Genomic DNA, 25,195 nt, shown 5'->3' on the forward strand with positions numbered 1-25,195 from the left:
TCCGGAGGAATTAGCGTTTGTAGGTGGGTGTGATGAAGGGAAGCGAAGAAACGGTAAGTGGCAGATATTTGCCACGCACTTCGGCGAACACGACCTGTCCTGGAACTGCGAGTTCTGACGGCACGTAACCCATGGCGACAGGGCCTTCCACGGAAGGGCCGAATGTGCCGGATGTGACTTCGCCGATCTCCTGTTTCCCCTCGCCATCAACAAATAGCTTGGCGTGTGAACGCACAGGAGCCTTACCTTCCGGCTTTAGGCCAACGCGGCGGCGGCGCGTTCTATTGGCAAGTTCGTCCAGGATACGCTCAGCTCCCGGAAAGCCACCTTCACGCTCTCCGCCCGTGCGGCGAGCTTTCTGAATGGCCCATTCCAATGAGGCTTCGATGGGTGATGTGCTTGTATCGATGTCATTGCCATAGAGGCAAAGTCCCGCCTCAAGTCGGAGGGAATCACGCGCGCCGAGGCCGATGGCTTCACAATCGGGATGGTCAAGAAGCGCTCTGGCCAGTTCCTCGGCTTTGTCTGCAGGAACGGAAATCTCATAGCCATCTTCACCGGAATATCCCGAGCGCGACACGATACAGGCGGCATCCACCAGCATCACGTCTCGCACATCCATGAACTTCATCTCGGCAACCTCTGGGGCAAGAGACCCGAGCACCGCCTCTGCTTTTGGACCCTGCAACGCGATCAGGGCGCGGTCTTCCAGAAGCTCCACCGTGCAACCGTGGAGGTTGGCGCGCAGATGCGCCACATCCTGCGCCTTACATGCGGCGTTGACGACGACGAGAAGGTGATCGCCGCGATTGGTGATCATCAAGTCATCAAGAATGCCGCCGTTCTCGTCCGTAAAGAAGCCATAGCGCTGACGGCCCGACTTCAACCCTAGGATATCGACAGGCACAAGCTTTTCGAGGGCGAGCGCGGCATCGGCAAGCTGGCCAGATGTTGAGCTGACTATGACCTGCCCCATGTGAGAAACATCGAAGAGGCCCGCTTTGGCGCGGGTATGAAGATGTTCCTTCAAAACACCAGCCGGGTATTGCACTGGCATGTCGTAGCCCGCGAAGGGAACCATGCGAGCGCCAAGCGAAACATGTAGCGAATGAAGCGGTGTGGTGTGCAGTTGGCCGGTATCGGTCAAGGACGCCTCCAGGTGTTGCGCGGCATCGCCGCACGAGCTCAGTTCGTGGCACAGAAACGCGCCGTTCAAAGAGCCCCCTCTGTCCTTCGCGCCTGAGATTGTTATCCCTTCGGCGAGCCCTTCGCATAGAAAAGGCTTCTCTCCAGAGTCCTGTTATGCCTCGCTGGTCCTTTTGCCTGAGAGTTTCCGGGGCGGTTGCTCCTTCGGCGCCGCATCGAAGCGGTTTCTCCCAGCGAGATGCGCGTCATTATGAGAGTGAAGGGTGACTTGGCAAGTGGCAAATGTCGCGATCGACACGAAATTTGTCGTAGTTTATTCGACCTAGCAAATGAACGATGGCCAGCCAGAGAGGGTTTCAACTTTCCCCGCTGTTTTCGCGGTAAGCATCTTCGACATCCTTCCGCGCGATGGCAGGGTGTTGGCCCTGGTGAAAATCGAGATCGAGCGAAAGGGAAGAAGCGGGGATGAGGGCTGTTGTCTGATCGGCAGATCCGCCGTTCAATCGCTCTTCATTTCGTTCCGCATCGTTTTTCGCATCCTGAACCTGATCCTTGGTGCTGACGCGTCTGGACGGCTTCAAGGCCTCCATTGCGAAGGCCGCTGTGGTTGCGGACACCGATACTACCTGGCTCATGACACACTCCTGTCTATGACCGGTAAATATAGGTGACGTTTGCTTGGTTCCCCTTTAAGGTTCACTTTCCAATTTTAGTGAAATTAGGTTTGCAAGAGTTTGCCTACATGTTGAACATTTTTTTGGTTGGAGCGGGTGGTGCATTCGGTTCCATCTGCCGCTATCTGACAGGACTTTTGATGACGCGACTTTTCGGCGCGGCATTTCCCTGGGGTACCATAACCGTCAACATTCTTGGCTCATTCGCGATTGGTTTTCTAACCGAGTTGGTAGCGCGCAAATTCAACGCATCAATGGAAATGCGGCTACTACTGGTCGTCGGCATACTCGGTGGTTTCACAACGTTTTCATCGTTTTCACTTGATACGGTTGCGCTACTGGAAAAGGGGCACACAGTGCCAGCCATCATTTACGTCCTCGCCAGTGTTTCTGTGTCGCTGCTAGCAACTTTTGCCGGCTTTGCGCTGGGGAGAGCGCTGCTCTGATTGCGCTTCAGGCAATTTCGCCTTTCCATTTCAGCCTGAAATCATCTAAAGGCTGAGGAAAAGGCCGTTCTGGCGCTTCCAAGATAGAAAGTTTTTCGATGGCAGGCATCGAGCATATCCGCGTTGATGCGGACGAGGCTGGCATGCGTCTCGACCGTTGGTTCAAGATACATTACCCCGGCCTTGGTTTCGGAGCGCTGCAAAAGCTGCTGCGTTCCGGTCAGATCCGGGTAGAAGGCGGGCGCGTAAAATCGGACACTCGGTTGCAGCCGGGGCAGACCGTGCGTGTGCCGCCCATGGATGTGGACCCAAAGAGCCCCAAGGCCGGCCCGATTGGCGGCAAGGATTTGAAGCACGGTGATGATGCGGAATTGCTGGCTCGCATGCTGTTGCACGAGGACGACAAGGTATTCGTGTTGAACAAGCCGGCTGGGCTTGCCGTACAGGGCGGTTCTGGGGTGACCCGCCATATTGACAAGATGCTGGATGCATGGGTGAACCAGAAGGGCGAAAAGCCAAGACTGGTGCACCGGCTGGACCGCGATACATCTGGCGTGCTTGTAATTGCAAGAACCCGGGGGGCTGCACAAAAGCTGACGGCTGCCTTCCGTGAGCGTGACACCAAGAAAACCTACTGGTCTCTCGTCAAAGGCCAACCTCGAAAGCGCGAGGACAAAATTTCCACCTGGCTTGTCAAAGAGCAGACGCCGGATGGCGACCGTATGCGTGTGGCTAAGCATGGGGAAGAGGGGGCCGATCATGCCGTTTCTTTTTACCGCGTCATTGATACGGCTGCACAGCGGTTGAGTTGGCTTGAGATGGAACCTTATACAGGCAGGACACACCAGCTTCGGGTCCACGCGCTGCATATCGGACACCCGATTATCGGCGATCCTAAATACTTTATCGATGATCCCAACTGGGATTTTCCAGGAGGTGTACAGAAGCGCTTGCATCTTCATGCACGCCACATCGACATTCCGCACCCGTCCGGGGGGAGGTTGAAGGTTACGGCCCCCTTGCCGCCGCATATGGTGCAAAGCTGGAACCTGCTAGGCTTCGATCAGGCCGATGGTGCTCGCGACGATGAAGAGTGAGCTTCGTCTCGTCCTGTTTGATTGCGATGGCACATTGGTCGACAGCGCCAACCTCATCCATGAGGTGATGCGAAGAACCTTTGTTTATTTCGGTCATGCAGAACCCTCGCTAACACAGACGAAGGCCATCATTGGGCTTACGCTCGATATTGCGATTGCAAGGATGCAGGGCAAAACGCATGTCGATGACGAAGACCTTCGCATGACGGAACATTACAAGGCAATCTTCCGGCAGACACGCCAGGAAGCAGGGTTTGCGGAACCCCTGTTTGATGGTATTCGCCATGTTATGGACCGCCTTGCGCCACGGGATGATCTGCTTCTCGGGGCTGTCACGGGCAAATCCCGGCGCGGCTTGGCGATGGTCTCCGAGCATCACGGATTCGATAAGCTTTTTACCGTCAGCCGCACAGCGGATGACTGCCCATCCAAACCACATCCCGCAATGGTGACCGAATGTTGTGATGAGATGGGCGTGCGTCCGCAGGATACCCTTGTCATCGGTGACGCCATCTACGATATGCAAATGGCAAAAGCCGCGGGAGCCAAAGCCATCGGTGTTGCTTGGGGCTATGCCTCCGTGACAGAGCTTCGGACCGCCGGAGCAGACATGATCGCCGAACACCCGCATGATCTTTTAAGCCTGATTGGCTGAGGATAATCCATGAGAGAATTGTTCGACCTCCCAGAGGGACTGAGCCACCCCGACCCTACGCGCCGCGCGCAGATTCAAATGCAGAAACCGCTGCCAAAGCGTTTCTACAGTGAAGTGACGGTTGCCCAAGAGGCTTCAGGTTACGCTATTCACCTTGATGGCCGACCCGTTAAGACACCTGCGAAGAAAGCACTGGCCGTTCCGACAGCAAAACTGGCGGAAATCATTCGCGAGGAATGGGCGGCGCAGGTGGAAGTCATCGATCCGGTCACCATGCCTGTCACACGCATGGTGAACACTGCGCTTGATGGTGTGGCCAATGACCCGCAGGCTGTTTTTGACGATATTCTCCGTTACTCCACCAGTGACATGCTGTGCTACCGTGCGGAGGAGCCCGTTGAATTGGTTGCACGGCAGGCAGAGCGCTGGAACCCGGTCTTGGACTGGGCCGCCAACACACTCGGCGCACGCTTCGTCCTGATTGAAGGTGTTATGCCGCAGCAGCAACCGTCGCGGGCTGTTGAGGCCCTATCGGCCTCGCTGCGCCGTTTCGATACGCCGTTGGAATTAGCAGCACTTCACACGATAACGACGTTGACCGGCTCCGCTATTCTGACGATTGCTTTTGCGGAAGGTTTCGTTTCGGCCGATCAAGCTTGGGAATTGGCACATCTCGAAGAAGATTGGACGAATGAGTTATGGGGTGCCGACGCCGAGGCAGAACTGCGCCGCAAGAAACGCAAACAGGAATTACAGGCCGCAGTTGCAGTTTTTGCCTCTGTCCAAGCCGAGGTTTAACCGAAAACTAACGCTGTTTGGTGACTATTGGGGCAAACGCCCCGGTGACCCATGCACGCGTATTTGGCAAGGTTTTGTTGTTTTCTTTTAGCTTGGCTGATCCTCAGCAGCTTTCGCATTGGTCCCCATGCCAACAATGCGCAGGATATGCCGTTGCTTTACGACGTGCGCGGCGCGTTTGTCAGCGCTACGCCCACGATACCGGCTGGGATTGTTAAAGATGTCGACAAGCGCCTCGGCATAGCGATCCGAGCAACGTTTCGAAAGACGCTTCTTCCCCGCGCCATCCTGACGGTCCGTTTGGTCGAAATCCGTCGGGATAAAGTCCTTATTGGAGCAACTGCCTCTGCGCGTGTCGCGGTAGAGGCGACCGCTGTTGGCAATGGCGAAAAGATTGCCGTTGGAGACTTCACGGTTACCGCCTATAGCCTGCAACCACAATCCGCCGAGGCTTTGCTGGCAAAACGCATAGCAGATCGTGTCGCGTCAGAATTTCGGCTAGACGAATCAACGCCATCAACTCTTGCGACCGCTCTCTTCCCGTGAAGAAGAGTATCAGGCTGGTTGCACACTTCTTTGCGACTGTCTTTCCAACCGGAAAAGATATCGCAGCGCGGGGTCCCACGCTGTTGAACATTTAACCTCGACACGACATATCAAAGTCCCTCTTCACCATCATAGGGAAGGCTACATGAAATTTGGGACGAGCGGATTGCGTGGACTGGTTGCTGATCTTCAGGGTCACGCCTCTACTCTCTATGCAACGGCTTTTGCAGAACATCTTTTGCGAAACGGACAGTGCAAACCGGGCGACCCTATTTTCGTTGGTGAAGATTTCAGGCCTTCTAGCCCGGATATAGCCCAAAGCTGCATCGGTGCATTTCAGCGCGCAGGTCTCAGGCCCCTAAGCTGCGGTGCTTTGCCCACGCCCGCGCTCGCACTTTATGCGATGTCGACACGATGCGCTTCGGTCATGATCACTGGGTCGCATATCCCGGCTGACCGAAATGGCATAAAATTTTACCGTCCCGATGGGGAGATCGATAAATCTGACGAACACGCCATTACGCAGTTTGCTAAAGAAATTAACATATTCGATTTGACTCCGGGCTTTGCTCCCAGTGCAGCGCTTGAGGCAAACGCCATGTTTGAAGCGCGCATTCGCTCGATCCTGCCAGCCAATGCCCTTTTCGGTTTAAAAATAGGAGTATACCAGCACAGCACCGTGGCGAGGGATTTGCTCACGGACGCTCTTCGTCATTATGGCGCTCAGGTTTATGAATTGGGGCGATCCGAAACGTTTGTCCCGGTCGATACAGAAGCTGTTTCCGTAGATGACCTCGAACGCCTGAAGCATTGGGCTCGCGAGCATGGGTTCGATGCCATTGTTTCGGCGGATGGAGATGGCGACCGGCCATTAGTCACCGATGAGAGGGGCGAGCCTGTTCGAGGGGATCTTTTAGGATTACTCGTGGCGCAATTCCTCAAGGCTGATTGCGTCGTGACACCCGTCACCTCGAACTCGGGCATTGAGCGAGCGGGTTCGTTGAATACCATTCGAACCCGCATTGGGTCACCCTATGTCATTGCGGGCATGGAAACTGCTGCTTCTCATGGGGCCAAAGCCATCATCGGTTTTGAGGCGAATGGCGGCGTTTTAACAGGTTCTGATTTTTCTGTGGCCGGGGGCCTACTCACATCGCTGCCAACGCGAGATTGCTTTCTTCCGATCCTGGCTGTTCTCTACCGGAGAGCGTCAGAGAAACTTCCCTTATCAACACTCTGCGCCCGCAGTGATCTACCGTTTGCGGCCTCCGACAGAATCCCAGACTTTCCAACTGAGGCCAGTGGCGCGCTCATGGCCCACCTGACAGCGTGCGAGAAAAATCTAGTTGAATGGATGAAGCCTTTTGGGTCGATCCATAATCTAGACCGGATGGATGGCTTGCGGATACACCTCGATGGACATCGCATTCTGCATCTTCGGCCATCCGGGAACGCGCCAGAAATGCGCTGCTATGTGGAGGCGCCCGATAAGCATGTCGCTCATGCTTTGATGAGGCAGGGCTTGGACGCGATTAAAAACTGGGCTGCGGCGAACGGATATTGACACTGGTTAAAAGATTTCGCCGGGAGGGCGTATGACCCAAAAGATTATTCCTGTTATAATGGCAGGTGGCAAGGGCACCCGACTTTGGCCACTTTCACGCGCTGCTGCGCCAAAGCAGTTCATTCAGATTGTGAGTGACACGACCCTTTTTCAAAAAACGCTACATCGCGTTGCCGATCCCGCGGTCTATGAAGCTCCGCTCGTCATCACCAATCAGGATTTCCGTTTCGTTGTTGCCGAGCAGGCACGTGAGGCCGGGATTGATTTATCCGCGATTCTCCTTGAGCCCGTCGCACGTAATACGGCCGCAGCTATCGCCGCAGTGACGGTCTATCTCAAGGAAAGGTTTGGGCCACATGCAATCTTGCAATTGCTCGCATCTGACCATGAAATTGAAGCGGGGGCGGGGTATCGTGAAGCTATTCGTGTAGCCCGAGAAACCGCACGGAGCGGCAGGATCGTTACCTTTGGAATACCCCCCACAGAACCAGCGACCGGCTATGGTTACATCGAATGTGGCGAGCCTTTGGAAACAGGTGCCTTCACCCTAAAACGGTTTGTAGAAAAGCCTCAACTCCAAAAGGCACAGGAGATGATGGCGGCGGGTAATTTTTACTGGAACTCCGGAATTTTCATGGCCGAGGTGACGCTCTTATCTTCCGAACTGGAGACCAACGCGCCGTCAGTCTGGAATGCCGCACGTGCAGCTGTCGAAAAGGCGACCATTGATCTGGATTTTGTTCGCCTTGATCATGACAGTTTTGGCGCGAGCCCCGATATATCCATCGACTACGCGGTGATGGAGAAGACATCTAATGCTGCCGTGGTACCTGCATCATTCTCCTGGTCTGATCTTGGGAGCTGGGATGCCGTCTGGAAATTGGGTGAAAAGGATGACAACGGCAATGTCGTGATCGGGCATGCAAGCGTTATCAACACGGAAAACTCTCTCGTTCTTTCACGTCATAGTCATCTAGCGGTCCAAGGGATGAGGGATGTCGTGGTGGTTGCGGCGGAGGATGCTGTCTATGTGGGGCGGCTGGAAGATTCTCAACTGGTCGGCAAACTTGTGAAGGAGCTCGCCGCTTCGAAGGCGACCTCAAATTTGACGGAAACACATCCAACCGCTTACCGGCCATGGGGCGGTTATACGTCGCTACTTCATGGTGAGCGTTTCCAGGTCAAACGATTGTTTGTGCTGCCGGGAAAGAAGCTTTCGTTGCAGAAGCATTTTCACCGATCTGAGCACTGGGTCTGCGTGAAGGGTACCGCCGAGGTGACTGTGGGCGAGACTGTGACCTTTGTGCGCGAAAATGAATCCGTACACATTCCGCAAGGAGAGCTGCACCGGCTCTATAACCCCGGCAAAATTGTGCTTGAAATGATTGAGGTTCAAACGGGCTCCTACCTCGGAGAGGACGATATTGTGCGCGTGTCTGATGAGTTTGGCAGAGATAGAGCCTGAATTTCAATCTTCAGGATGAGCCAACGACGCTCCGTATCGCTCAAGAATTCGCCATCGGAACTAGCTAGGGCGCAGCCGCTAACAGAAATTTGCACAGCTTTGCAATCTTTCGCTTCTCTCTTCTCCCTCGACGTTCTAATACAGCAAATGAGGGAGAGCAGGGAGAGGCTGATACGCGCCAAGCGGAAGGTTTTCGCTGTCCTCTCTAAAAAATCAAAGGGAGGAAATACATGTCCTATCGTTCCATTCTGGCCGCATCCACCATGCTTCTGGCAGGTGCCACTCAGAGCTTTGCTGCAACAGAGCTGCAGTGGTGGCACGCCATGTCCGGCGCCAATAACGAAGTGGTGGACCAGCTTGCCAAGGAATTCAACGAAAGCCAAAGCGAATATAAAATCGTTCCGGTCTTCAAGGGAACTTATCCTGAAGCTTTGAACGCCGGGATTGCAGCTTTCCGTGCAAAGCAAGCGCCTGCAATCTTGCAGGTATTTGATGCAGGTAGTGGCGTCATGATGGGTGCGCAAGGCGCCGTTGTGCCGGTAGCGGATGTGTTGAAGAAGGGTGGCTTCACATTTGACAAGTCGCAATACCTCCCCGGCATCGTGTCTTATTATTCGAAGTCTGACGGCACCATGCTATCCTTCCCGTATAACTCTTCTTCTCCAATCCTTTATTACAACAAGGATACCTTCAAGAAGGCTGGTTTGAATCCGGACGAAGCGCCGAAGACTTGGCCGGAAATCTTTGAGGCCGCGAAGAAGATCAAAACCAGCGGTGCAAGTGCCTGCGGTATGACTTCCACTTGGCTGACCTGGATTCAGACGGAAAACTTCGCGGCGTGGAACAATGTTTCCTATGGCACGAACGAGAATGGCCTGGCTGGAACGAAGGTAGAGCTGAAGGTAAATTCGCCGCTCTACGTCCAGCACTTCCAGACACTTGCGGATCTCGCCAAGGATGGCACCTTCCGCTATGGCGGCCGTACTTCAGAGGCAAAACAGCTCTTCACGTCCGGTGAATGCGGTATTCTGACTGAATCCTCCGGCGGTCTGGGTGATATCGTCAAATCCGGTATGAATTACGGCATTGGCCAGTTGCCGTATTACCCAGGCGAAGGCCGTCCGCAGAATACGATTCCGGGCGGTGCGAGCCTTTGGGTTTTCGCGGGCAAGAGTGATGCAGAATACAAAGGCATTGCTCAGTTCTTCAACTTCCTGTCTCAGACGCCAATTCAGGCTCGCCTGCATCAGGTCTCCGGCTACCTGCCAGTGACTATGGCTGCTTATGAAGAGACTAAGAAATCTGGCTTCTATGATAAGAACCCTGCGCGCGAGACGCCCATTCTTCAGATGATGGGCAAGGCTCCTACCGAAAATTCCAAGGGTGTACGCCTCGTGAACCTGCCTCAGGTTCGGGATATCATGAACGAGGAATACGAGGCACTTCTGGCTGGCAAGCAGGATGCCAAGACGACGATGGAAAAGATTGTCCAGCGTGGTGATGCTGCTATCAAGCAGGCACAGCGCTAATAGCTCAGGAACCCGCAGCTTTCCGGCTGCGGGTTGCCTTCAATGAGACGGCATAGATTCAAGCTGCCTCTCTCTTGTTGATCCGGCGTATGGTTTTGAGGAGCCTCTGAGCTCCCAAATCACTGACGCAATCAAAGGACAGCCGCCGTGCAACGCGTTGTTTTTCCAAACAAGGTGCTTCCCTATTTCTTGGTCGCGCCGCAAATCATCCTGACTATCGTCTTCTTCTTCTGGCCTGCCAGTCAGGCACTCTATCAATCGACACAAAGAGAAGACCCGTTTGGTCTCGCCAGCGGTTTTGTTGGCCTCGATAATTTTCGCTTTGTTTTGTCGGATGAAAATTACATCCATTCGCTTCAGGTCACAGTGGTCTTCAGTCTCGCCACGGCTCTCCTTGCGATGGTCGCTGCGCTGGCATTGGCCACGGCTGCTGATAAAGTCGTGAAGGGTCAGGGCTTTTATCGCACACTACTGATTTGGCCTTATGCAGTAGCTCCAGCTGTCGCGGGCATGTTGTGGCTGTTCATGTTCAATCCGGCCATGGGCACGTTCGCTTATCTCTTGCGCCGCAATGGCATTGCGTGGGACCCGCTGTTGAATGGAGATCAGGCCATGGTCCTGGTCGTTGTTGCAGCGGCCTGGAAGCAGATCAGTTATAACTTCCTTTTCTTTGTCGCAGGCCTGCAGGCAATTCCGAAATCCTTGATCGAAGCCGCCTCTATCGATGGGGCGCGTGGCGCGCGGCGCTTCTGGACGATCGTATTCCCGCTGCTGGCTCCGACAACATTCTTCCTGCTGGTGGTGAACACGGTATATGCCTTCTTCGATACCTTTGGCATCATTCATGCTGTCACAGGCGGCGGCCCGGCGAAGGCAACGGAAACGCTGGTGTACAAGGTCTATAACGACGGCTTCGTGAACCTCGATCTTGGTTCATCCGCCGCTCAATCCGTCATCCTCATGCTGATCGTCATCGCGTTGACTGCTTTCCAGTTCCGCTTTGTCGAAAAGCGTGTTCATTACTCGTGAGGCGGACATGATCGAAAGACGTCCTATCGCCAATTTGTTCGGCCATCTGATGCTGATTATCGGCATCATTATCGTGGCCTTCCCGATTTACTACACATTCGTCGCCTCAAGCATGACAAGCGCCGAAATCCTGAGACCTCCGATTTCGCTTCTGCCTGGCTCGCATCTGGTGGAAAACTACACGTCCGCCATGACAGGCGGTGTCGAGCGCGTGGCCGGTGTCAGCTTGGAGCGGATGTTGTTTAACACTTTGGTGGTGGCACTTGCTATCGCCATCGGAAAGATCATCATCTCTTTCATCTCGGCCTATGCGATTGTTTTCTTTCGCTTCCCGTTCCGCATGGTCTTCTTCTGGATGATCTTCGTAACGCTGATGCTGCCAGTAGAGGTGCGGATCCTGCCGACTTACAAGGTCATTGTCGATCTGGGATTGATCGACAGCTATATGGGCCTCACACTGCCTTTGATGGCGTCGGCGACAGCCACTTTCCTTTTCCGCCAGTTTTTCCTGACAATCCCAGGCGAACTGGTCGAAGCGGCACGTATTGATAATGCTGGTCCCTTTCGCTTCATGAAGGATATTCTGCTGCCGCTGTCGCGTACGAATATCGCAGCCTTGTTCGTCATCCTCTTCATTTACGGATGGACGCAATATCTGTGGCCGCTTCTGGTGACCAATGATGCTCGTATGTCGACCATCATCATCGGCCTGCGCAAGATGGTCGATTTCGCTGATGCGGCAACCCCTTGGAATTATGTCATGGTCACCGCGATTCTAGCCATCATCCCGCCGATCCTTGTGGTTGTGCTGATGCAGCGCTGGTTCGTCAAAGGCCTTGTGGAGACTGAAAAGTAATGGCTCGTATTACCCTCAACAACGTTCGCAAGACCTATGCTGGTACGCTGGAAACCATCAAGGGCGTTTCGCTCGATATTGCGGATGGCGAATTGCTCGTGCTCGTCGGGCCTTCCGGCTGCGGCAAGTCCACACTCCTGCGCATGATTGCTGGCCTGGAATCCATTTCCGGCGGTGAGATTTCCATTGGGGAGCGGGTGGTCAACAATCTTGAGCCGTCAGAGCGCGACATCGCTATGGTGTTCCAGAACTATGCGCTTTATCCGCATATGACTGTTCGCCAAAACCTGGCCTATGGTTTGAAGAACCGCAACACCCCTGCTGCCGTCATCGATGAGCGTATCAAGAAGGCGGCCGCAACCCTGGAAATTGAGCAGTACCTTGAACGCAAGCCACGCCAGCTTTCAGGCGGTCAGCGTCAGCGCGTTGCCATGGGGCGTGCCATCGTGCGCGAACCGTCTGCATTCCTGTTCGATGAACCACTCTCTAATCTGGATGCCAAGCTCCGTGTCCAGATGCGCGTTGAGATCAAGCGTCTTCAACGGGCGCTTGGCACAACCAGTGTCTATGTCACCCACGATCAGATGGAAGCCATGACGCTAGCAGATAGACTTGTGGTGCTGAATGGCGGAAAGATAGAGCAGGTTGGCACTCCCATTGAGCTATATGAGCGTCCGGCGACGACGTTTGTTGCCACTTTCATTGGCTCGCCCAGCATGAACCTGTTGGATGTTGCGCGTGGCGGCTTCACCCTCAAGGAGGGTGCGCTGACATCGCGTCCCTCCACCATTGGCGTAAGACCGGAAGACCTCAAGATCGTTGAAGAGGGGCAGGGAGATCTCGCCTTCTCAGCCGATGTAAGTGTCGGTGCTGTGGAACTGGTGGGCGCTGAAAGCTATGTTTATGGCAACCTGTCATCAGGCACTGATCTGGTGTTCCGGGTATCTGGGCGCTCGCGCATTTCAACAGGCGACAAATTGACTGTTGGCGCGCAAGCAAAGGATCTCCATTCCTTTGACACAAATGGGGTGCGTATCGACTGACCTAGGGGAGGAGTGAGGATCAAGGCTTCGGCTCTCATTCCAAGGCAAGCCCTAAGTCGCGTGATGCCACGCTAACGTAACCTTCAGTAGTTTGGCCGATCCTGCGGAACAGGATCGGAGTCCACAACAGGTTAAGCCGGAAAGAGATGGAGAAATGGGTTCAACGGCCGTCATGATCGACCTTTTCGGAGCAGTAGCACTGCTCCTGTTCGGACTCGCTCAAGTCAAGGACGGTGTTACCCGCGCGTTTGGAGCCAAGCTTCGAACAGGCTTGGCGACAGGTACCCGTACAGGCCTCCTTTCATTCATTTCCGGCTTTTTCGCAACGATAGGATTGCAAAGCTCGACGGCAACAGCGCTGATGACGGCGTCCTTTGTCGAGAAGGAGCTTATCAAGCCACGCATGGCTCAGATCGTTCTGCTGGGCGCCAATGTCGGCACGGCAATCACGGCCTGGATTGTAGGCTTTGGCATTGGTTGGCTATCACCACTGCTGATCTTTATTGGTATTATTCTCTATCGTAGGCGCGCAACTAACCAACAGGGTCTTGGCGCTGCTTTGATCGGTATCGGCCTTATGCTGCTTTCGCTGCATCTCATGACGGCAGCGACAGAGCCACTCAGGCATTCGGAGGCGTTGATAGCGTTTATCGGTCTGCTGGATGATGCCTGGATCGTGGCCTTTGCCTTTTCGGCCTTCATCGCCTTCGTATCGTCATCCAGCCTGGCAGCGGTCATCCTTATTCTATCAGTCGCTTCCGCGGGCAATATACCACTAGGCTTGATCGTCGTTCTTGTACTGGGCGCGAATTTTGGCGGAGCAATACCACCATTCATCGCGTCGTTAGGGACGACGGCTCCCGCTCGCCGGGTTACGCTTGGTAATCTCGTTGTTCGCGGGGTTGGCTGCGCCGTAGCACTGCCACTGGCAGGCTACATAGGCACATGGGTTTCGATGTTACCAACAGCTAATTCCATGATGCCAGTGGATGTGCACCTGACATTTAACGTCGCTCTTGCCGTGTTGGCTTGGCCATTCTCATCATTGGTATCGTCAACAATGGTGCGCATCATTCCGCAGGAAATTGAAGCCGATACTCAGCCGCGCTTCCTCGATCATGCTGAACTTTCAACACCCGTCGTGGCACTTGCGAGCGCAACGCGTGAGGTGCTGGGTGTAGGTGATTTGATTGAACGTATGCTGTTGAAGACCACGGAAGCATTCCAGAGAGGCGACCTTTCTCAGCTTGCAGAGATTCCACCTTTGGAAAAACGGGTCGATAGCCTGCAGCAGGAGGTGAAGGTTTACCTCTCGAAACTGGGTCGAGTCGGGTTGGACGAAGACAACAGCCGTCGCTCAATTCACATCATAGACTACGCCATCAATCTTGAGCATATCGGGGACATCATCGAGAAAGGACTCGTTCCGCAACTCGGCAAGAAAATCTCGCTGGGGCTGAAATTTTCAGAAGATGGTTATGCCGAACTAAACCACCTGATGAACCTGACGGTGGATAATCTCCGAGTAGCCCAGACGATTTTTGTTACCCGTGATTTCGGTCTCGCGAAGCGAATGATGGAAATCAAGGTTGAGGTTCGTCATATGGAAAAGCAGTCTGCTGAGAAACACCTCAAGCGTCTGCAGGAAGGCAACACCGAAAGCTTGCAAACCAGTTCACTTCATCTGGATCTGCTGCGGGATTTGAAACGAATAAACGCTCACATCGTTTCTGTTGCGCACCCAATTCTCGATGAGAGCGGACTACTGGTTGAGAGCCGCCTGAAGGCAGCTGAATAGGATTTTCATGACTATCTTAAGCTGAGATCTCTGTGCATGATGATGTAATCAACACCGCTTTTCTGAAACACCTCACCCTGCGGACTGAAGCCAAGGCGGGTGTAGAAACCCGATGCACTTAACCGAGCATCGCACCAGATACGCTTTTGATTTGAGTCCCGAGACCAGTTGATGCAATGCTGAAGCAGAGCACTGCCGATGCCTTGCCCTTGAAGCGAAGGTTCTGTAGCAAACTTCCGAAATCGGGCCCCAGAAGGCGTCAGAAACAGCGAGATGACACTGACAAGTCGGTGATCCGCGAAAGCGCCGAAATGTGTTCCATCCATGTCTTCCGCCAGTATAAGCTCTCGCTGAGAAAGGCTAGGCCAAAGAACCGATTGTCTAAGAGAAAGCGTCTCCTCGGCATAGATTTCACGGATTAAAACTGCTCTTTGGTTCAGGATCATCTCAGTTCGCAACTCATCGGAACGCTACGCTGCGTAGCGTGTAACCGCTAGATCTCTGGTCTCGATATCCGCCTTTTTGCCGCCGACGATATCCGCCAACACCTTTGCTGAACCGCAGCTCATGGTCCAGCCAAGGGTTCCATGGCCTGTATTGAGGAAGAGATTCCGGATCTTGGTAGCCCCAATTACCGGTGTTCCATCCGGCGTCATGGGACGAAGGCCAGACCAGAAATTGGCTTTCGAGATATCGCCACCCGGAAACAGATCGGTGACAGAGTGCTCCAGCGTGCGGCGGCGCGCCTGGCCCAGATCGTTGGTATAGCCTGAGATTTCCGCCATCCCGCCAACGCGGATACGATCACCAAGTCGCGTGATGGCGATCTTATAGGTTTCGTCCATCACGGTGGATTCCGGTGCACGGCTTTCATCCACAATCGGGATCGTCAAGGAATAGCCTTTGACGGGGTAGACGGGCAGTTGAATGTCATGCGGCTTCAGCAACAGTGGGGAATAGCTGCCGAGCGCCACGACAACCGCATCCGAATTGATGAGGCCGCGATCCGTAAAGACGCCGCGTATCTCGCCACCTTCGACATCCAGAGCCTTGATGTTGACGCCCCATTCGAAACGGACACCCATTGAAGTGGATTTATCTGCCAGAATGTTGGTGAATTTGAAGCAATCACCCGTTTCGTCTTTCGGCGTCAGCAGGCCGCCGACGATCTTCTCACGCACATGCGCCAAAGCTGGCTCTATGCGAATGCAGCCTGCAGGATCAAGCACTTCGAAAGGAATGCCATCGGCCGCCAGCGCTTTCACATCCTTGGCAGATGCATCCAATTGTGCCTGCGTGCGGAAAAGCTGTAGAGTGCCCTGCATGCGCTGGTCGTAATCCACGTTGGTTTCGGTGCGCACCTCCGCCAGGGCAAGCCGGCTGTAGTCTGCAAGCCGCAACATGCGGCTCTTGTTCAAGGCGTAGCGTTCAGACGTGCAGTTGCGCAGCATCTTCAACATCCAACCCAGCATCGCCATGTCCATCTTTGGTCGCAGGATCAGGGGCGCATGCTCCATGAAGATCCACTTCAGGGCCTTCTGTGGGATTCCGGGCGCGGCCCAAGGCGAGCAGTATCCGAAGGAAACCTCACCCGCATTGGCAAAGCTGGTTTCCAAAGCGGGGCCTTCTTGACGGTCCAGAACAGTTACCTCATGTCCTGCCTTGGCAAGATAATATGCGGAGGTAACACCAATCACGCCTGCGCCGAGAATTGTAATTTTCATGGAGGTGATCCGTAATGTCTGTGATGTTAGATATAGTGACGATGATAGCGATGACCGATGCTCGTCAGAACTTCCCAGGAGATGGTGCCTGCCTCTTCGGCGACTTGTTCCAGTGACTGGCTGTCTCCAATGAATTCAACCATCGTGCCAAGCTTGATGTCGCCGTCCGGCACATCCGTAATGTCGATAATCGTGCTATCCATGGAGACGCGTCCGAGGATCGGCAAGCGGTAACCCTTATGGAAAAATGCGCCACGGCTGCTGAGGGACCGGAGAATGCCATCAGCGTAACCGAGTGAAACCATGGCCGTGCGCCGTTCGTCAGGCGCCGTATAGGTTGCGGAATATCCTACATCCGTGCCAGCGGCGATAAGGCGCGTCTGGATAACAGCGCCCTCAATTTTAATAACAGGTTCCATGGGACGCTCGAGTACATCCGTAGAACGACCACCGTAGAGGGCAATGCCTGGACGAACCAAATCGCCATGAAATCTCTCACCGAGGAATGACCCTCCAGAATTGCCGAATGAAACCGGCACGCCGGGGAAAATATCCGAGAAGCGCTCCATCTGTCGCGCCTGCCGCGCATTGTGTGGATCTTCCGCTTCATCGGCGCAGGCAAGATGGCTCATGATGTAGCGGAGCTCGATGCCCCCTAACAGCGAAGCATCAGATGCCAAAGCTTCCGCCTCATCCCGAGACATGCCAAGGCGTGACATACCAGTATCGAACTGCAGGATAGCCGGTAGTGCCCGGCCATGCATATGGGCGGTCACCCGCCAACGGCTCACTTGCTCCAAGCAATTTAAAACAGGGACAATGCCACGCGATGCGCAATCTATCTCGACGCCGGGCTGCAGCCCGTTCAGAACGTAGATATCTGCATCCCGTGGGAGAAGGGGGCGCAATTCAACCGCTTCCCCATAATGAGCGACGAAGAAATCGCGACATCCTTCCTCATAAAGGGCCTGACTGATACGTGCAGCACCAAGGCCGTAGGCATCAGCCTTGACAACGCTTGCAGCGCGCGCTGGCGAAACCGTCTGAACCACGCGTCTGTAGTTTCGCTTGAGAGCGGCAAGATCAACCGTCAGCAAGCCCGATGCGCCAGCTCTCTGTCTCTCACTTGACGAAATCATATCCATGGCTTGCCCTCACCACCCTTGTGCTTTTGAGGATAGCTTCATAATCATGCGCAGAATTCGCGTTTATTGATTGTTTCAGGCGGATATGCGAGAATCGAGCGCGAAAACAGAGTATTTGTGACGGAAACGAGAATATGGCCTCCGCTCTTGATGCAATCGACCGAAACATCATCCGTCTGCTGCGACTGGACGCCCGGATCAGCAGCGCCAAGATGGCGGAAGAAGTTGGCCTTTCACCGTCTGCCTGCCTGCGGCGCATTAAAATTCTGGAAGAGACCGGTGTTATTCGCGGATACACCGCTTTGATTGGCTCCGGCGAAGAAGGAAGCACATTGGCGGTCATGATCAATATCACACTGGATCGCCAAACCGAAGATTCCCTGAACCGCTTTGAAGATGCCGTGCGCAAGCGCCCGGAAATCCGCGAATGCTATCTCATGACAGGTGATTGGGATTATTTCCTGCGGGTGGAAGTAGCCAGCCCGCGTGAGTTCGAAGCCATCCACACGGATATTCTCTCGAAGCTACCTGGCGTTACCCGCATTCATTCAAGTTTTTCCATCCGCAATGCGTTGAGTGCGCGTGGTCGCAGACGCTGACCTGAAGCGTATCAGGCCATGGCAGCGTGAGCCTGAACAGCCTCCAAAACTATCGATTTTAGCGCCTTCACTGTTGCTGCATCCGTTTTTAACATCTCCTTGGCCGCAAAGCTTAAGTCTAGAAGCTGCTTATTTTCTTCACTGAAACGGATGGAGCACGATGCGTGAATCTCACTCACTGAAAGGTCAGCCAAAAGCTCAGCAGCATTGGCCGGGCGCACGCCCGAACCCGGCATGATGGTGACGCGGCCAGCAGCTTGTGCCACCAACATGGACAATATTTGCTTTCCTTGCAGGGCGGTTGGCATACCGCCAGACGTCAGAATTCGGGAGAAGCCGAGGTCGATAGCCGTTTCCAACGCGTCTATCTGATCCTCCACAACATCGAACGCTCGATGTAAAGTGAGGTCCAGCCCATCTGCATGGCGGCAAAGAAGATTAAGGCTTTCTCGGTCCAAGCGGCTATCCAGTGTTGTCGCACCCAGAACGACACCTGCAAGACCAGCTGCACGGGCGGCATCGATATCCGCCTTCATAAGCTCCACCTCTTCCGTAGAGAATATGAAATTACCCCCGCGCGGACGGATCATAGCCAATACCGGAACCGCCTGCCTGCCAGCCAATTCCATGAAGCCATATGAAGGGGTGAGCCCACCAACCGATAATGCAGAACATAACTCTATGCGGTCTGCCCCGCCTTCGATTGCGGCAAAAAGGCCTTCCGCATTATCAACGCAGATTTCTAAAACCGGTGCGGCTGGTTTGCTGTCAGCCTGATGCATTCCGTTTATCCCTTCCGGCCTCGAGAGCCACGAGCAGTATGATCCCACAGCCGCCGACAATGGCACCCAGGATCGATGCGAACGAATAGTCACCGATTCTGGTTCCAAGGGCAAACACACCAGCACTTAGACCCGCGCTCAGAAAGATGTTCACTGCGATCAAGGAACTGCCCAGGCCGGGTCTATCCGCAATGAGATCCTGCAAATACGTAATGGGCAGGCTGATAATGGCGGCCGCAGCAACCCCGCTGATGACGGTTTGCGCATAAACGTGCCAGCGCTCTGTGGCCAGCCCCTGAAGCACCAAATAAATTGCATAAAGTGCTGCGCCGATGGCTAAGGCTCTTACCGGCTTCAACCATCTTTCCGCCTTCCCCCAAGCCAGAATGAACACAATCTCAAGTGCTGCGACTATGCCGACAATAATCCCGAGGTCTGCGACGCTGCCCCTTGCTTTGCCGGTCACAATGAGCGGTCTCACCGCGTCGTTGATATGCAACATGGAGCAAATCAAAGCGATGGCGGAAATGCGAAGTGCCACGCGGGGCTCCAAAACCTCCTTGAGAGAAGAGAGGAAGCGATAGCGGGCTTCATTACGGTCTCTCGGAACCGCCTCAGATCTTGGCAGGTAAAATGCACCGAGCACGAAGCACCCGGCTGCCGCAAGGGTAGCAACCAGATAAGCAAACAGCATGGAACTGGCGCCGGCGAGCAAAATGCCGACAACCCCAGGCATGAGCACCCAAGACAATGAGATCGTGGCACGGATGGTGGAGTTAATACCAGCGAGCTGCCCGGATGAGAATTTTCTGGAACTTGCGCGCACATTTGCAAAAATCAGCGAATTGAGCGCGCCGAATATTGGCAATAGCAGAAGCTTGGATATGACAAATGCCGGGGCAGAGGCTGCGAAATAAACGACGGCATAACCCGCGACGCCAAATAGCGACACGTAAAGAATGGAGCTGCGATAGTCACCCATCCGATCTGCGATAATACCCATCACCACGGCCGCCGTGACATTGATAATGGCTGCCGCAAACATGAGCGAAGCGTAGTTGGAATCAGAAAGACCAAGCTCTTGAATGCCAATGATGGATTGATAGGGCGATGTTGCAGCGCCTGTCGTTCCGAAGAAGAAAATTGCCAGCGCAGAAGCCCTGAGCGTGGGATCAGCCCAAGTGGTGCGCAATGCAGTTGTCACGGCATCTTCACCCATCTAGCGGAAAGTTTGGCTGTTGCCTGGAAGTCGAACTCCTTCTGGAATGGATATGTCGGCTGGACGCGCCGCTTGTTCACAAGCATCTCGATATCTTGATTGATGACACCATCCGTCAAGGCCATCAGGTTGGGGTTGGCGATGGGTGCAAGCTCTGGCGAAAGATAACCAGACTTCACGACAAGCAGCCTCACCGATCTCGGGTCAATGCCGTGCCGTTCGAAATCCGAGAGATTGTGGTAAGGCCTTCTGCGGGCCGCAAGAATGAGGGTGATGCCACCGATCTCGATAACAGCTTGTCGCTCGGACGCATCTCCGGGATCATCCAGGCCCGTCACCTTGATCTGTGTCTCAACGCTTGGACTTGCAGGGTCCAGAGAGCCGCCTATCTTGAGCGTCAGCGTCGCGCCTAGACCTGCTGCAAAGCAGGCATCCACAGCCGGTTTATCGGTAATTCCGCCGATCACTGCGCCCTGAAAATCGCGTTCAATGAGCGCCTTGAGTACATCTGCCCTATCACCCACGCCCCCGCCAGTGGGGTTGTCTCCAGAGTCCGCAAGAATGACGGGACGTGTTTGCGCATTTTCAGCGAGGTCCAGAACATCGGCTAATCGGGCGGTGACTGGACCGAAGCAAAATTCTTCGCGTGCATCCCAGTAGGATTGCGCGATTGCTTCTGCGGCCTTCACCGCGGCTGGCTGATCGATGCCCGTAACGACAGCACAGGCCGTTGCGCGCGGCTCATCTGCCCAGACATAGCCAACCATCAGATTTGCGTCCCAGACACCGGCCATGGTGTCGTGCTGGTCCAAGGCAGCATAGAGACTGTTGGCCGGTTCATCCTCGGTCGAGGTTCGCTCTCCGGGCAGGAGAACAGGTACTGGTGCCCATGCGATACCTGGCTTTACACCCGTGCGCAGCGACTTAACGAGCATGGACCACGCGCGCACCATAGTTTCACGAACGTCGATATGCGGCGCGGTTCGATAGGCCGCAAAGATATCCAGCTGATCGATGATCTTCTGCGTCACGTTACCATGAAGGTCGTAACTGGCAGCGATTGGTAGATTTGGGCCCACAATCTCACGGACAGACGAAATCCAATCCCCTTCCGCATCATCCATGCCTTCAACGTTCATCGCGCCATGCATGGCAAGATAAAGTCCGTCCAAGGGGAGACTTGCCTTGAGAAGGGCCAGAAACTCCGCCTTGAATGCTTCATAGGTATGCCGCGCAACAGGACCGCCCGGCACAGCACGGGCATGCAAAAGCGGCATGTGGACCACACCATCCGCGTCCAGAAAGTTAAAATAATCCGCCTTCAACAATTCCTCTGCGCGAAGCACCCTAAAATCATCCGGCTGCATCAATACGGGTGATGAAGTGGAGCATTCTGTGTGAATGCCGCCAACGGCAATTCTAAAAGTCATGACAGATTTCCCTCAAAGCTTCGGCATCAGTGGGCTGAGCGCGCAAAAACGCATCCAGTCCTTGTTCGCGGGCAGTGTCCACGCAGCTTCGGCAACGGCACCCAGACGGGGGAAAACGAGATGGTTGAAATAGTCGCGGTTGAGAAAATGCTCCGACCAGATGCAGGCCTGTACACCGCGCATGCGCTCCTTGAGTTCGTCGGGAAATTCGCCGACTGCCTCATAGGTGTAGGTATGCTTTGGCGGAACGGTACCAGCCCAGCTGCCGCCCGGCTCTTGGAAAGCCTCGTCCTGCACCATGTCGAGGTAATAGGCCTGCCCTGGTGTCATGACGACATCATAGCCTTGCTTTGCCAGTTCAACACCCACTTCCGGTTTTTGCCAAGCCATCAGCAGCGTGCCTTCAGGATGCACGCCGCCACCGTGGGAGACTTCATCCCAACCCGCCAATCGTTTACCGCGCTCGTTCAGCATGACTTGAACACGCTTCATGAAATAGCTTTGCAGACCAAAGGTGCCTTCGATACCCTCTCGCTCCATCAAATTGCGCGCAAGCGGGGAGGCCATCCAGGTATTTGCCGCAACCTCATCGCCACCAATATGGATGAGTTTGGATGGGAACAGCTCAACCATCTCATCAAAAACCTTACCCAAGAATTCGTAGGTAAGATCAATGGCCGGATTGAGGGCGTTGTTGGGATAGCCTTGAACCGAACGATAGCTGTCCGGCGCTTCCTGGCCATCAACCAATTCTGGAAGGGCGACGAGTGTTGCGGTGCTGTGACCCGGAATATCTATTTCCGGCACTACTTCAACGTTGAGGTTAGCCGCATGCCCAACGATAAGGCGCACATCCTCCTGCGAGTAGAAACCACCGACCGGCTCTGCACCGTTACCAAGCTGCGGTAGCATAGGCTCGTCAGGTCCTCGCAAAACGCCACGGGTCGTCAGTTGTGGGTAGGCCTTGATTTCAAGCCGCCAAGCCTCGTCATCGCTAAGGTGCCAATGGAAGATATTGAGCCGCATCCAGGCCATGATATCGATGAGGCGGAGAACATCCGCCACGGGATAAAACTGGCGGGACACATCCAGATGGCAGCCGCGCCAGCCGTAACGCGGGGCGTCTTGGATGGTCCCAGAAGCGGGGAAGCGGAAGCTTTGCGGCTTTACCCTTGCCCCGTGGAGAAGCTGGGCAAGGGCCGTCAAGCCATATTGCCGTCCTGCATGATTGCCATAAGTCAGCTTGATCTCATCCTCGAACGACAGACGAAATGCTTCGTCTGGCAATCCATCATCCTGCTTGAAATGGATGGAGCGGCCTTGGTGCACTGCAGTTTGAGCAAACGGCTGGTGGCCAATCTGGAAAAGGCGCCGGTAAAGGGTTCCCACCTCCATCATGGCTCTACGATCAGCAAGACTTGCACTATCCGCCGGATAAAGCGCTACCGGTACAGCGTCTCCGGCGTCAAGCGCTGAAGCTGCGGGCCATGGCAGCAAAAAGAAGGGTTCGCTTAATTCGCCAGCTGGCATAAGTTCAGGCGCAGGCTCAGCTGGCCGACCTGAAAGCAAGGTGTCATCCACGCTCACGTCAACGTGGCTTCCATCGCTCAAAGTGAGATAGGCGGATTTCGCGCCGTCCGTGCGGTGGCGTGCTGGACGCCACAGGGGGGCGACGGTGAAGCGCCAGGATTTCCCCGGATGCAGCACCAATCCCTCATGGGGAGCAAACTGATGAAAGTTTGCATTACGACGCAAGAAGACGGCATTTTCGCAAAACGGCGTCTCGGAATCCTTGATGCGCGTCAGGGAAGTATAGGCGAGCTGGAAGTCGCTGATCGGCTTATCCGATAGATTGGTCAGGGTAAAGACAAAGCGGCCACAAGGATCACTCTCGACAGGCTCCCAGGAATTTTCGAGACGAAGGCTGATATTGGCCATGATGTTCCCTTTTTCTGCTTGCCTTCAACGCTGCCTCCCAAGGCGGTACGAGAGGCAAATTTAGTAGTGTTCCGATTGCGAGAATGTGCGGGCGAGTTCGGCCTGACCGGCGGTCAATCCGCAGTCCACAGGCAGGCATACACCGGTAATTGCTGCGGCCTGTTCGCTTGCAAGAAAGAAAACCGCATTGGCGACATCCTGCGCCGTAGCAATGCGACGAAGCGCATACCAGCGCTTTGCCTCATCAAAGACCTGCGGATTTGCTTGGGCCCGTGCTTCCCACGCCTGGGTGCGGACCGTGCCGGGCGCAACCGCATTGGCTCGAATGCCGAATTTCCCGTATTCGACGGCAATGAGCTTGGTGAGATGAATAAGGCCTGCTTTCGCGGCGCTATAGGCCGGATGTCCGAAAACAGCCATTCCATTGACGGAGGCTATATTCACAACAGATCCAGAGCGCCGCTTCAGCGGCTCCTCCAGCGCGCGGAACGTCAAAAACGCAGCTTCCAGGTTGAGGGCCGCATCCTGCCGCCAGATTCTGGCGTCCGTATCATGCAGAGAAACCGCTCTGGCTGCCCCTGCGTTGTTGATGAGTGTTGTCGCTTCCCCAAAGGATGCAACGGTCGCAGCCATTTGCGAGACACTTGTTTCATCCGTTACATCGCATGTGATCGGTACGAAGCGATGGTCCAGACCAAGAATTTTAGTGGCGCCTTCAAGCGCTGCTCCGTCAATATCGACAAGCGCAACGATGTCATGGCTTTCCGTCAGTCGCTTTGCGATGGCGCGGCCAATATCGCCCGCAGCGCCCGTAACAATTGCGACGGAAACTGACATGGCTAATCTCCCAGGATTTGTCGGTCGTCGCCATCCCGGTGTTCGACCAGTTGCTGCTTGATATGGCGAAGAGTGACCGTGGAGAGCTTGCGGTTCCGATAAGCGACCAGGCTCGCAAGAATGTCCACGACTGCCAGAAAGGCAAAACGAGTGGAGGTTGGGCGATAGATGTTATCGCCTTCGGGTAGGTCGATGCCGATCACCGTTTCCGCCGCTTCCGCCACGGGGCTGCCACTTTGGGTGAGGGCGATGGTGCTGATGCCGTTCTCATGCGCGAGCTTGAAGCAACGCACTAATTCCATGTTTCGGCCAGAAAAGGATGAGCCAATCAAAACATCATTGCTGTGGGCGGCTGCAGCCAACATCAATTGCATATTGTGGTCATTGCTGGCGGTAACACGAGAGCCAAGGCGAAACAGGCGGTTCTGCAGCTCTCTTGCGATCATCGAGGAATTGCCGCCAGAGCCGAAGGCATAGACCATATCGGCACGAGACAATCTGTCTGCCGCCTTTTCCAGCATCACTGGATCTAGAGAACGGTGGATCAAATAAAGGGCGTTTTGCGCTTTGGTAATGATATCTTCCGCGACATCGGCAGGTTCTGTGCTTTTTGCCTCTGGATTTAGATATCGAACACCGACAAATGCGGTCTTCGCCAGCCTTACCTTGAAATCCGAGAAGTTTTGGCAGCCAAGCCGACGGCAAAAGCGGGTGACCGTGGGGGGAGAGACTTCGGCCTTCTCGGCCAATTCGATGATGGATGCGTTGACGGCAAAATCGACGTCCCCAAGCAGAATGTCGGCAATCCTCTGCTCGGATGTCGAAAACTGACTGCGTTCTTCCTGAATGGTCGCGAAAATATCCATCGAAGTATA

General features: G+C 54.6%; 24 protein-coding genes and 1 riboswitch. Of the genes, 13 read left to right on the forward strand and 11 right to left on the reverse strand.

Going from position 1 to position 25,195, the window contains the following annotated elements:
* Positions 1-10: 10 nt before the first annotated feature.
* On the reverse strand, positions 11-1,147 hold the full coding sequence (gcvT, locus tag AC0JZ1_RS02345) for a glycine cleavage system aminomethyltransferase GcvT (protein ID WP_471880831.1): 1,137 nt from the start codon (positions 1,145-1,147) through the stop codon (positions 11-13).
* 154 nt (positions 1,148-1,301) lie between these two features.
* Positions 1,302-1,389, reverse strand: a riboswitch (glycine riboswitch).
* Positions 1,390-1,502: 113 nt separating this feature from the next.
* The gene (locus AC0JZ1_RS02350; RefSeq protein ID WP_471880832.1) at positions 1,503-1,781 is read right to left on the reverse strand and encodes a hypothetical protein; all 279 of its coding nucleotides are present in this window, start codon (positions 1,779-1,781) and stop codon (positions 1,503-1,505) included.
* A gap of 107 nt (positions 1,782-1,888) precedes the next feature.
* Here AC0JZ1_RS02350 and crcB point away from each other — a divergent pair, with 107 nt between their 5' ends.
* The 12 genes from crcB (at position 1,889) to AC0JZ1_RS02410 (ending at position 14,646) form a co-directional block, all read left to right on the forward strand.
* On the forward strand, positions 1,889-2,266 hold the full coding sequence (crcB, locus tag AC0JZ1_RS02355) for a fluoride efflux transporter CrcB (protein WP_471880910.1): 378 nt from the start codon (positions 1,889-1,891) through the stop codon (positions 2,264-2,266).
* A gap of 98 nt (positions 2,267-2,364) precedes the next feature.
* Positions 2,365-3,363, forward strand: coding sequence for an RluA family pseudouridine synthase (locus tag AC0JZ1_RS02360; RefSeq protein ID WP_471880833.1), 999 nt, complete (start codon positions 2,365-2,367; stop codon positions 3,361-3,363).
* Positions 3,353-4,018: an HAD-IA family hydrolase gene (locus AC0JZ1_RS02365; protein ID WP_471880834.1), complete on the forward strand. Its 666-nt coding sequence runs from the start codon at positions 3,353-3,355 to the stop codon at positions 4,016-4,018. Before AC0JZ1_RS02360 ends, AC0JZ1_RS02365 begins: the two co-directional genes overlap by 11 nt.
* Before the next feature lie 9 nt (positions 4,019-4,027).
* Entirely contained in the window at positions 4,028-4,816 is a 789-nt protein-coding gene (locus AC0JZ1_RS02370; protein WP_471880835.1) for an ATP12 family chaperone protein, read from the forward strand.
* Between the two features lie 153 nt (positions 4,817-4,969).
* A complete protein-coding gene (locus AC0JZ1_RS02375; RefSeq protein WP_471880836.1) occupies positions 4,970-5,362 on the forward strand; it encodes a hypothetical protein in 393 nt (130 codons plus the stop codon).
* Positions 5,363-5,507: 145 nt separating this feature from the next.
* Positions 5,508-6,926, forward strand: coding sequence for a phosphomannomutase (locus AC0JZ1_RS02380; RefSeq protein ID WP_471880837.1), 1,419 nt, complete (start codon positions 5,508-5,510; stop codon positions 6,924-6,926).
* A gap of 31 nt (positions 6,927-6,957) precedes the next feature.
* Entirely contained in the window at positions 6,958-8,391 is a 1,434-nt protein-coding gene (locus tag AC0JZ1_RS02385; protein ID WP_471880838.1) for a mannose-1-phosphate guanylyltransferase/mannose-6-phosphate isomerase, read from the forward strand.
* Between the two features lie 230 nt (positions 8,392-8,621).
* Positions 8,622-9,920 carry a sn-glycerol-3-phosphate ABC transporter substrate-binding protein UgpB gene (ugpB, locus tag AC0JZ1_RS02390; protein WP_471880839.1) on the forward strand — a complete coding sequence of 433 codons (1,299 nt, stop codon included), beginning with the start codon at positions 8,622-8,624 and terminating at the stop codon, positions 9,918-9,920.
* Between the two features lie 147 nt (positions 9,921-10,067).
* Positions 10,068-10,949 (forward strand): sn-glycerol-3-phosphate ABC transporter permease UgpA, encoded by an 882-nt coding sequence (gene ugpA, locus AC0JZ1_RS02395; protein WP_471880840.1) that lies wholly within the window; start codon positions 10,068-10,070, stop codon positions 10,947-10,949.
* A gap of 7 nt (positions 10,950-10,956) precedes the next feature.
* Positions 10,957-11,805 (forward strand): sn-glycerol-3-phosphate ABC transporter permease UgpE, encoded by an 849-nt coding sequence (ugpE, locus tag AC0JZ1_RS02400; protein WP_471880841.1) that lies wholly within the window; start codon positions 10,957-10,959, stop codon positions 11,803-11,805.
* Complete coding sequence (locus tag AC0JZ1_RS02405; RefSeq protein WP_471880842.1) at positions 11,805-12,848, forward strand: sn-glycerol-3-phosphate import ATP-binding protein UgpC; 1,044 nt, start codon at positions 11,805-11,807, stop codon at positions 12,846-12,848. Before ugpE ends, AC0JZ1_RS02405 begins: the two co-directional genes overlap by 1 nt.
* A 154-nt stretch (positions 12,849-13,002) precedes the next feature.
* Entirely contained in the window at positions 13,003-14,646 is a 1,644-nt protein-coding gene (locus tag AC0JZ1_RS02410) for a Na/Pi cotransporter family protein (RefSeq protein ID WP_471880843.1), read from the forward strand.
* An 11-nt stretch (positions 14,647-14,657) separates the two neighbouring features.
* Here AC0JZ1_RS02410 and AC0JZ1_RS02415 read toward each other — a convergent pair whose 3' ends face one another.
* The 3 genes from AC0JZ1_RS02415 to alr are packed head-to-tail and all read right to left on the reverse strand — an operon-like array spanning position 14,658 to position 17,515.
* Positions 14,658-15,092 (reverse strand): GNAT family N-acetyltransferase, encoded by a 435-nt coding sequence (locus tag AC0JZ1_RS02415; protein WP_471880844.1) that lies wholly within the window; start codon positions 15,090-15,092, stop codon positions 14,658-14,660.
* A 24-nt stretch (positions 15,093-15,116) separates the two neighbouring features.
* Positions 15,117-16,370, reverse strand: coding sequence for a D-amino acid dehydrogenase (locus AC0JZ1_RS02420; RefSeq protein ID WP_471880845.1), 1,254 nt, complete (start codon positions 16,368-16,370; stop codon positions 15,117-15,119).
* A 26-nt stretch (positions 16,371-16,396) separates the two neighbouring features.
* The gene (alr, locus tag AC0JZ1_RS02425) at positions 16,397-17,515 is read right to left on the reverse strand and encodes an alanine racemase (protein ID WP_471880846.1); all 1,119 of its coding nucleotides are present in this window, start codon (positions 17,513-17,515) and stop codon (positions 16,397-16,399) included.
* A 134-nt stretch (positions 17,516-17,649) separates the two neighbouring features.
* Between alr and AC0JZ1_RS02430 the strand changes: the two genes are divergently transcribed.
* Complete coding sequence (locus AC0JZ1_RS02430; protein WP_471880847.1) at positions 17,650-18,114, forward strand: Lrp/AsnC family transcriptional regulator; 465 nt, start codon at positions 17,650-17,652, stop codon at positions 18,112-18,114.
* An 11-nt stretch (positions 18,115-18,125) separates the two neighbouring features.
* Here AC0JZ1_RS02430 and AC0JZ1_RS02435 read toward each other — a convergent pair whose 3' ends face one another.
* The 6 genes from AC0JZ1_RS02435 to AC0JZ1_RS02460 are packed head-to-tail and all read right to left on the reverse strand — an operon-like array spanning position 18,126 to position 25,186.
* Positions 18,126-18,896: a copper homeostasis protein CutC gene (locus tag AC0JZ1_RS02435; RefSeq protein ID WP_471880848.1), complete on the reverse strand. Its 771-nt coding sequence runs from the start codon at positions 18,894-18,896 to the stop codon at positions 18,126-18,128.
* Complete coding sequence (locus tag AC0JZ1_RS02440; protein WP_471880849.1) at positions 18,883-20,100, reverse strand: MFS transporter; 1,218 nt, start codon at positions 20,098-20,100, stop codon at positions 18,883-18,885. The genes AC0JZ1_RS02435 and AC0JZ1_RS02440 overlap by 14 nt, the downstream gene beginning before the upstream one ends.
* Complete coding sequence (locus AC0JZ1_RS02445) at positions 20,097-21,545, reverse strand: M81 family metallopeptidase (RefSeq protein ID WP_471880850.1); 1,449 nt, start codon at positions 21,543-21,545, stop codon at positions 20,097-20,099. Before AC0JZ1_RS02445 ends, AC0JZ1_RS02440 begins: the two co-directional genes overlap by 4 nt.
* 12 nt (positions 21,546-21,557) lie before the next feature.
* Positions 21,558-23,483 (reverse strand): beta-N-acetylhexosaminidase, encoded by a 1,926-nt coding sequence (locus tag AC0JZ1_RS02450; RefSeq protein ID WP_471880851.1) that lies wholly within the window; start codon positions 23,481-23,483, stop codon positions 21,558-21,560.
* A 60-nt stretch (positions 23,484-23,543) separates the two neighbouring features.
* The gene (locus tag AC0JZ1_RS02455; RefSeq protein ID WP_471880852.1) at positions 23,544-24,320 is read right to left on the reverse strand and encodes an SDR family oxidoreductase; all 777 of its coding nucleotides are present in this window, start codon (positions 24,318-24,320) and stop codon (positions 23,544-23,546) included.
* Positions 24,321-24,322: 2 nt separating this feature from the next.
* Positions 24,323-25,186 carry a MurR/RpiR family transcriptional regulator gene (locus AC0JZ1_RS02460; protein ID WP_471880853.1) on the reverse strand — a complete coding sequence of 288 codons (864 nt, stop codon included), beginning with the start codon at positions 25,184-25,186 and terminating at the stop codon, positions 24,323-24,325.
* Between the last annotated feature and the right edge of the window lie 9 nt (positions 25,187-25,195).

This window comes from Affinirhizobium capsici, from assembly GCF_977018625.1.

Excerpts from the sequence above, each read along its gene's own strand:
- crcB (WP_471880910.1), top strand. The coding sequence starts at position 1,889 with ATGTTGAACATTTTTTTGGTTGGAGCGGGTGGTGCATTCGGTTCCATC.
- AC0JZ1_RS02350 (WP_471880832.1), bottom strand. The coding sequence starts at position 1,781 with ATGAGCCAGGTAGTATCGGTGTCCGCAACCACAGCGGCCTTCGCAATG.
- AC0JZ1_RS02410 (WP_471880843.1), top strand. The coding sequence starts at position 13,003 with ATGGGTTCAACGGCCGTCATGATCGACCTTTTCGGAGCAGTAGCACTG.
- AC0JZ1_RS02370 (WP_471880835.1), top strand. The coding sequence starts at position 4,028 with ATGAGAGAATTGTTCGACCTCCCAGAGGGACTGAGCCACCCCGACCCT.
- ugpB (WP_471880839.1), top strand. The coding sequence starts at position 8,622 with ATGTCCTATCGTTCCATTCTGGCCGCATCCACCATGCTTCTGGCAGGT.
- AC0JZ1_RS02420 (WP_471880845.1), bottom strand. The coding sequence starts at position 16,370 with ATGAAAATTACAATTCTCGGCGCAGGCGTGATTGGTGTTACCTCCGCA.
- AC0JZ1_RS02450 (WP_471880851.1), bottom strand. The coding sequence starts at position 23,483 with ATGGCCAATATCAGCCTTCGTCTCGAAAATTCCTGGGAGCCTGTCGAG.
- AC0JZ1_RS02360 (WP_471880833.1), top strand. The coding sequence starts at position 2,365 with ATGGCAGGCATCGAGCATATCCGCGTTGATGCGGACGAGGCTGGCATG.
- AC0JZ1_RS02455 (WP_471880852.1), bottom strand. The coding sequence starts at position 24,320 with ATGTCAGTTTCCGTCGCAATTGTTACGGGCGCTGCGGGCGATATTGGC.
- AC0JZ1_RS02445 (WP_471880850.1), bottom strand. The coding sequence starts at position 21,545 with ATGACTTTTAGAATTGCCGTTGGCGGCATTCACACAGAATGCTCCACT.
- AC0JZ1_RS02460 (WP_471880853.1), bottom strand. The coding sequence starts at position 25,186 with ATGGATATTTTCGCGACCATTCAGGAAGAACGCAGTCAGTTTTCGACA.
- AC0JZ1_RS02415 (WP_471880844.1), bottom strand. The coding sequence starts at position 15,092 with ATGATCCTGAACCAAAGAGCAGTTTTAATCCGTGAAATCTATGCCGAG.
- AC0JZ1_RS02365 (WP_471880834.1), top strand. The coding sequence starts at position 3,353 with ATGAAGAGTGAGCTTCGTCTCGTCCTGTTTGATTGCGATGGCACATTG.
- alr (WP_471880846.1), bottom strand. The coding sequence starts at position 17,515 with ATGGATATGATTTCGTCAAGTGAGAGACAGAGAGCTGGCGCATCGGGC.
- AC0JZ1_RS02435 (WP_471880848.1), bottom strand. The coding sequence starts at position 18,896 with ATGCATCAGGCTGACAGCAAACCAGCCGCACCGGTTTTAGAAATCTGC.
- ugpE (WP_471880841.1), top strand. The coding sequence starts at position 10,957 with ATGATCGAAAGACGTCCTATCGCCAATTTGTTCGGCCATCTGATGCTG.
- AC0JZ1_RS02430 (WP_471880847.1), top strand. The coding sequence starts at position 17,650 with ATGGCCTCCGCTCTTGATGCAATCGACCGAAACATCATCCGTCTGCTG.
- AC0JZ1_RS02405 (WP_471880842.1), top strand. The coding sequence starts at position 11,805 with ATGGCTCGTATTACCCTCAACAACGTTCGCAAGACCTATGCTGGTACG.
- AC0JZ1_RS02385 (WP_471880838.1), top strand. The coding sequence starts at position 6,958 with ATGACCCAAAAGATTATTCCTGTTATAATGGCAGGTGGCAAGGGCACC.
- AC0JZ1_RS02380 (WP_471880837.1), top strand. The coding sequence starts at position 5,508 with ATGAAATTTGGGACGAGCGGATTGCGTGGACTGGTTGCTGATCTTCAG.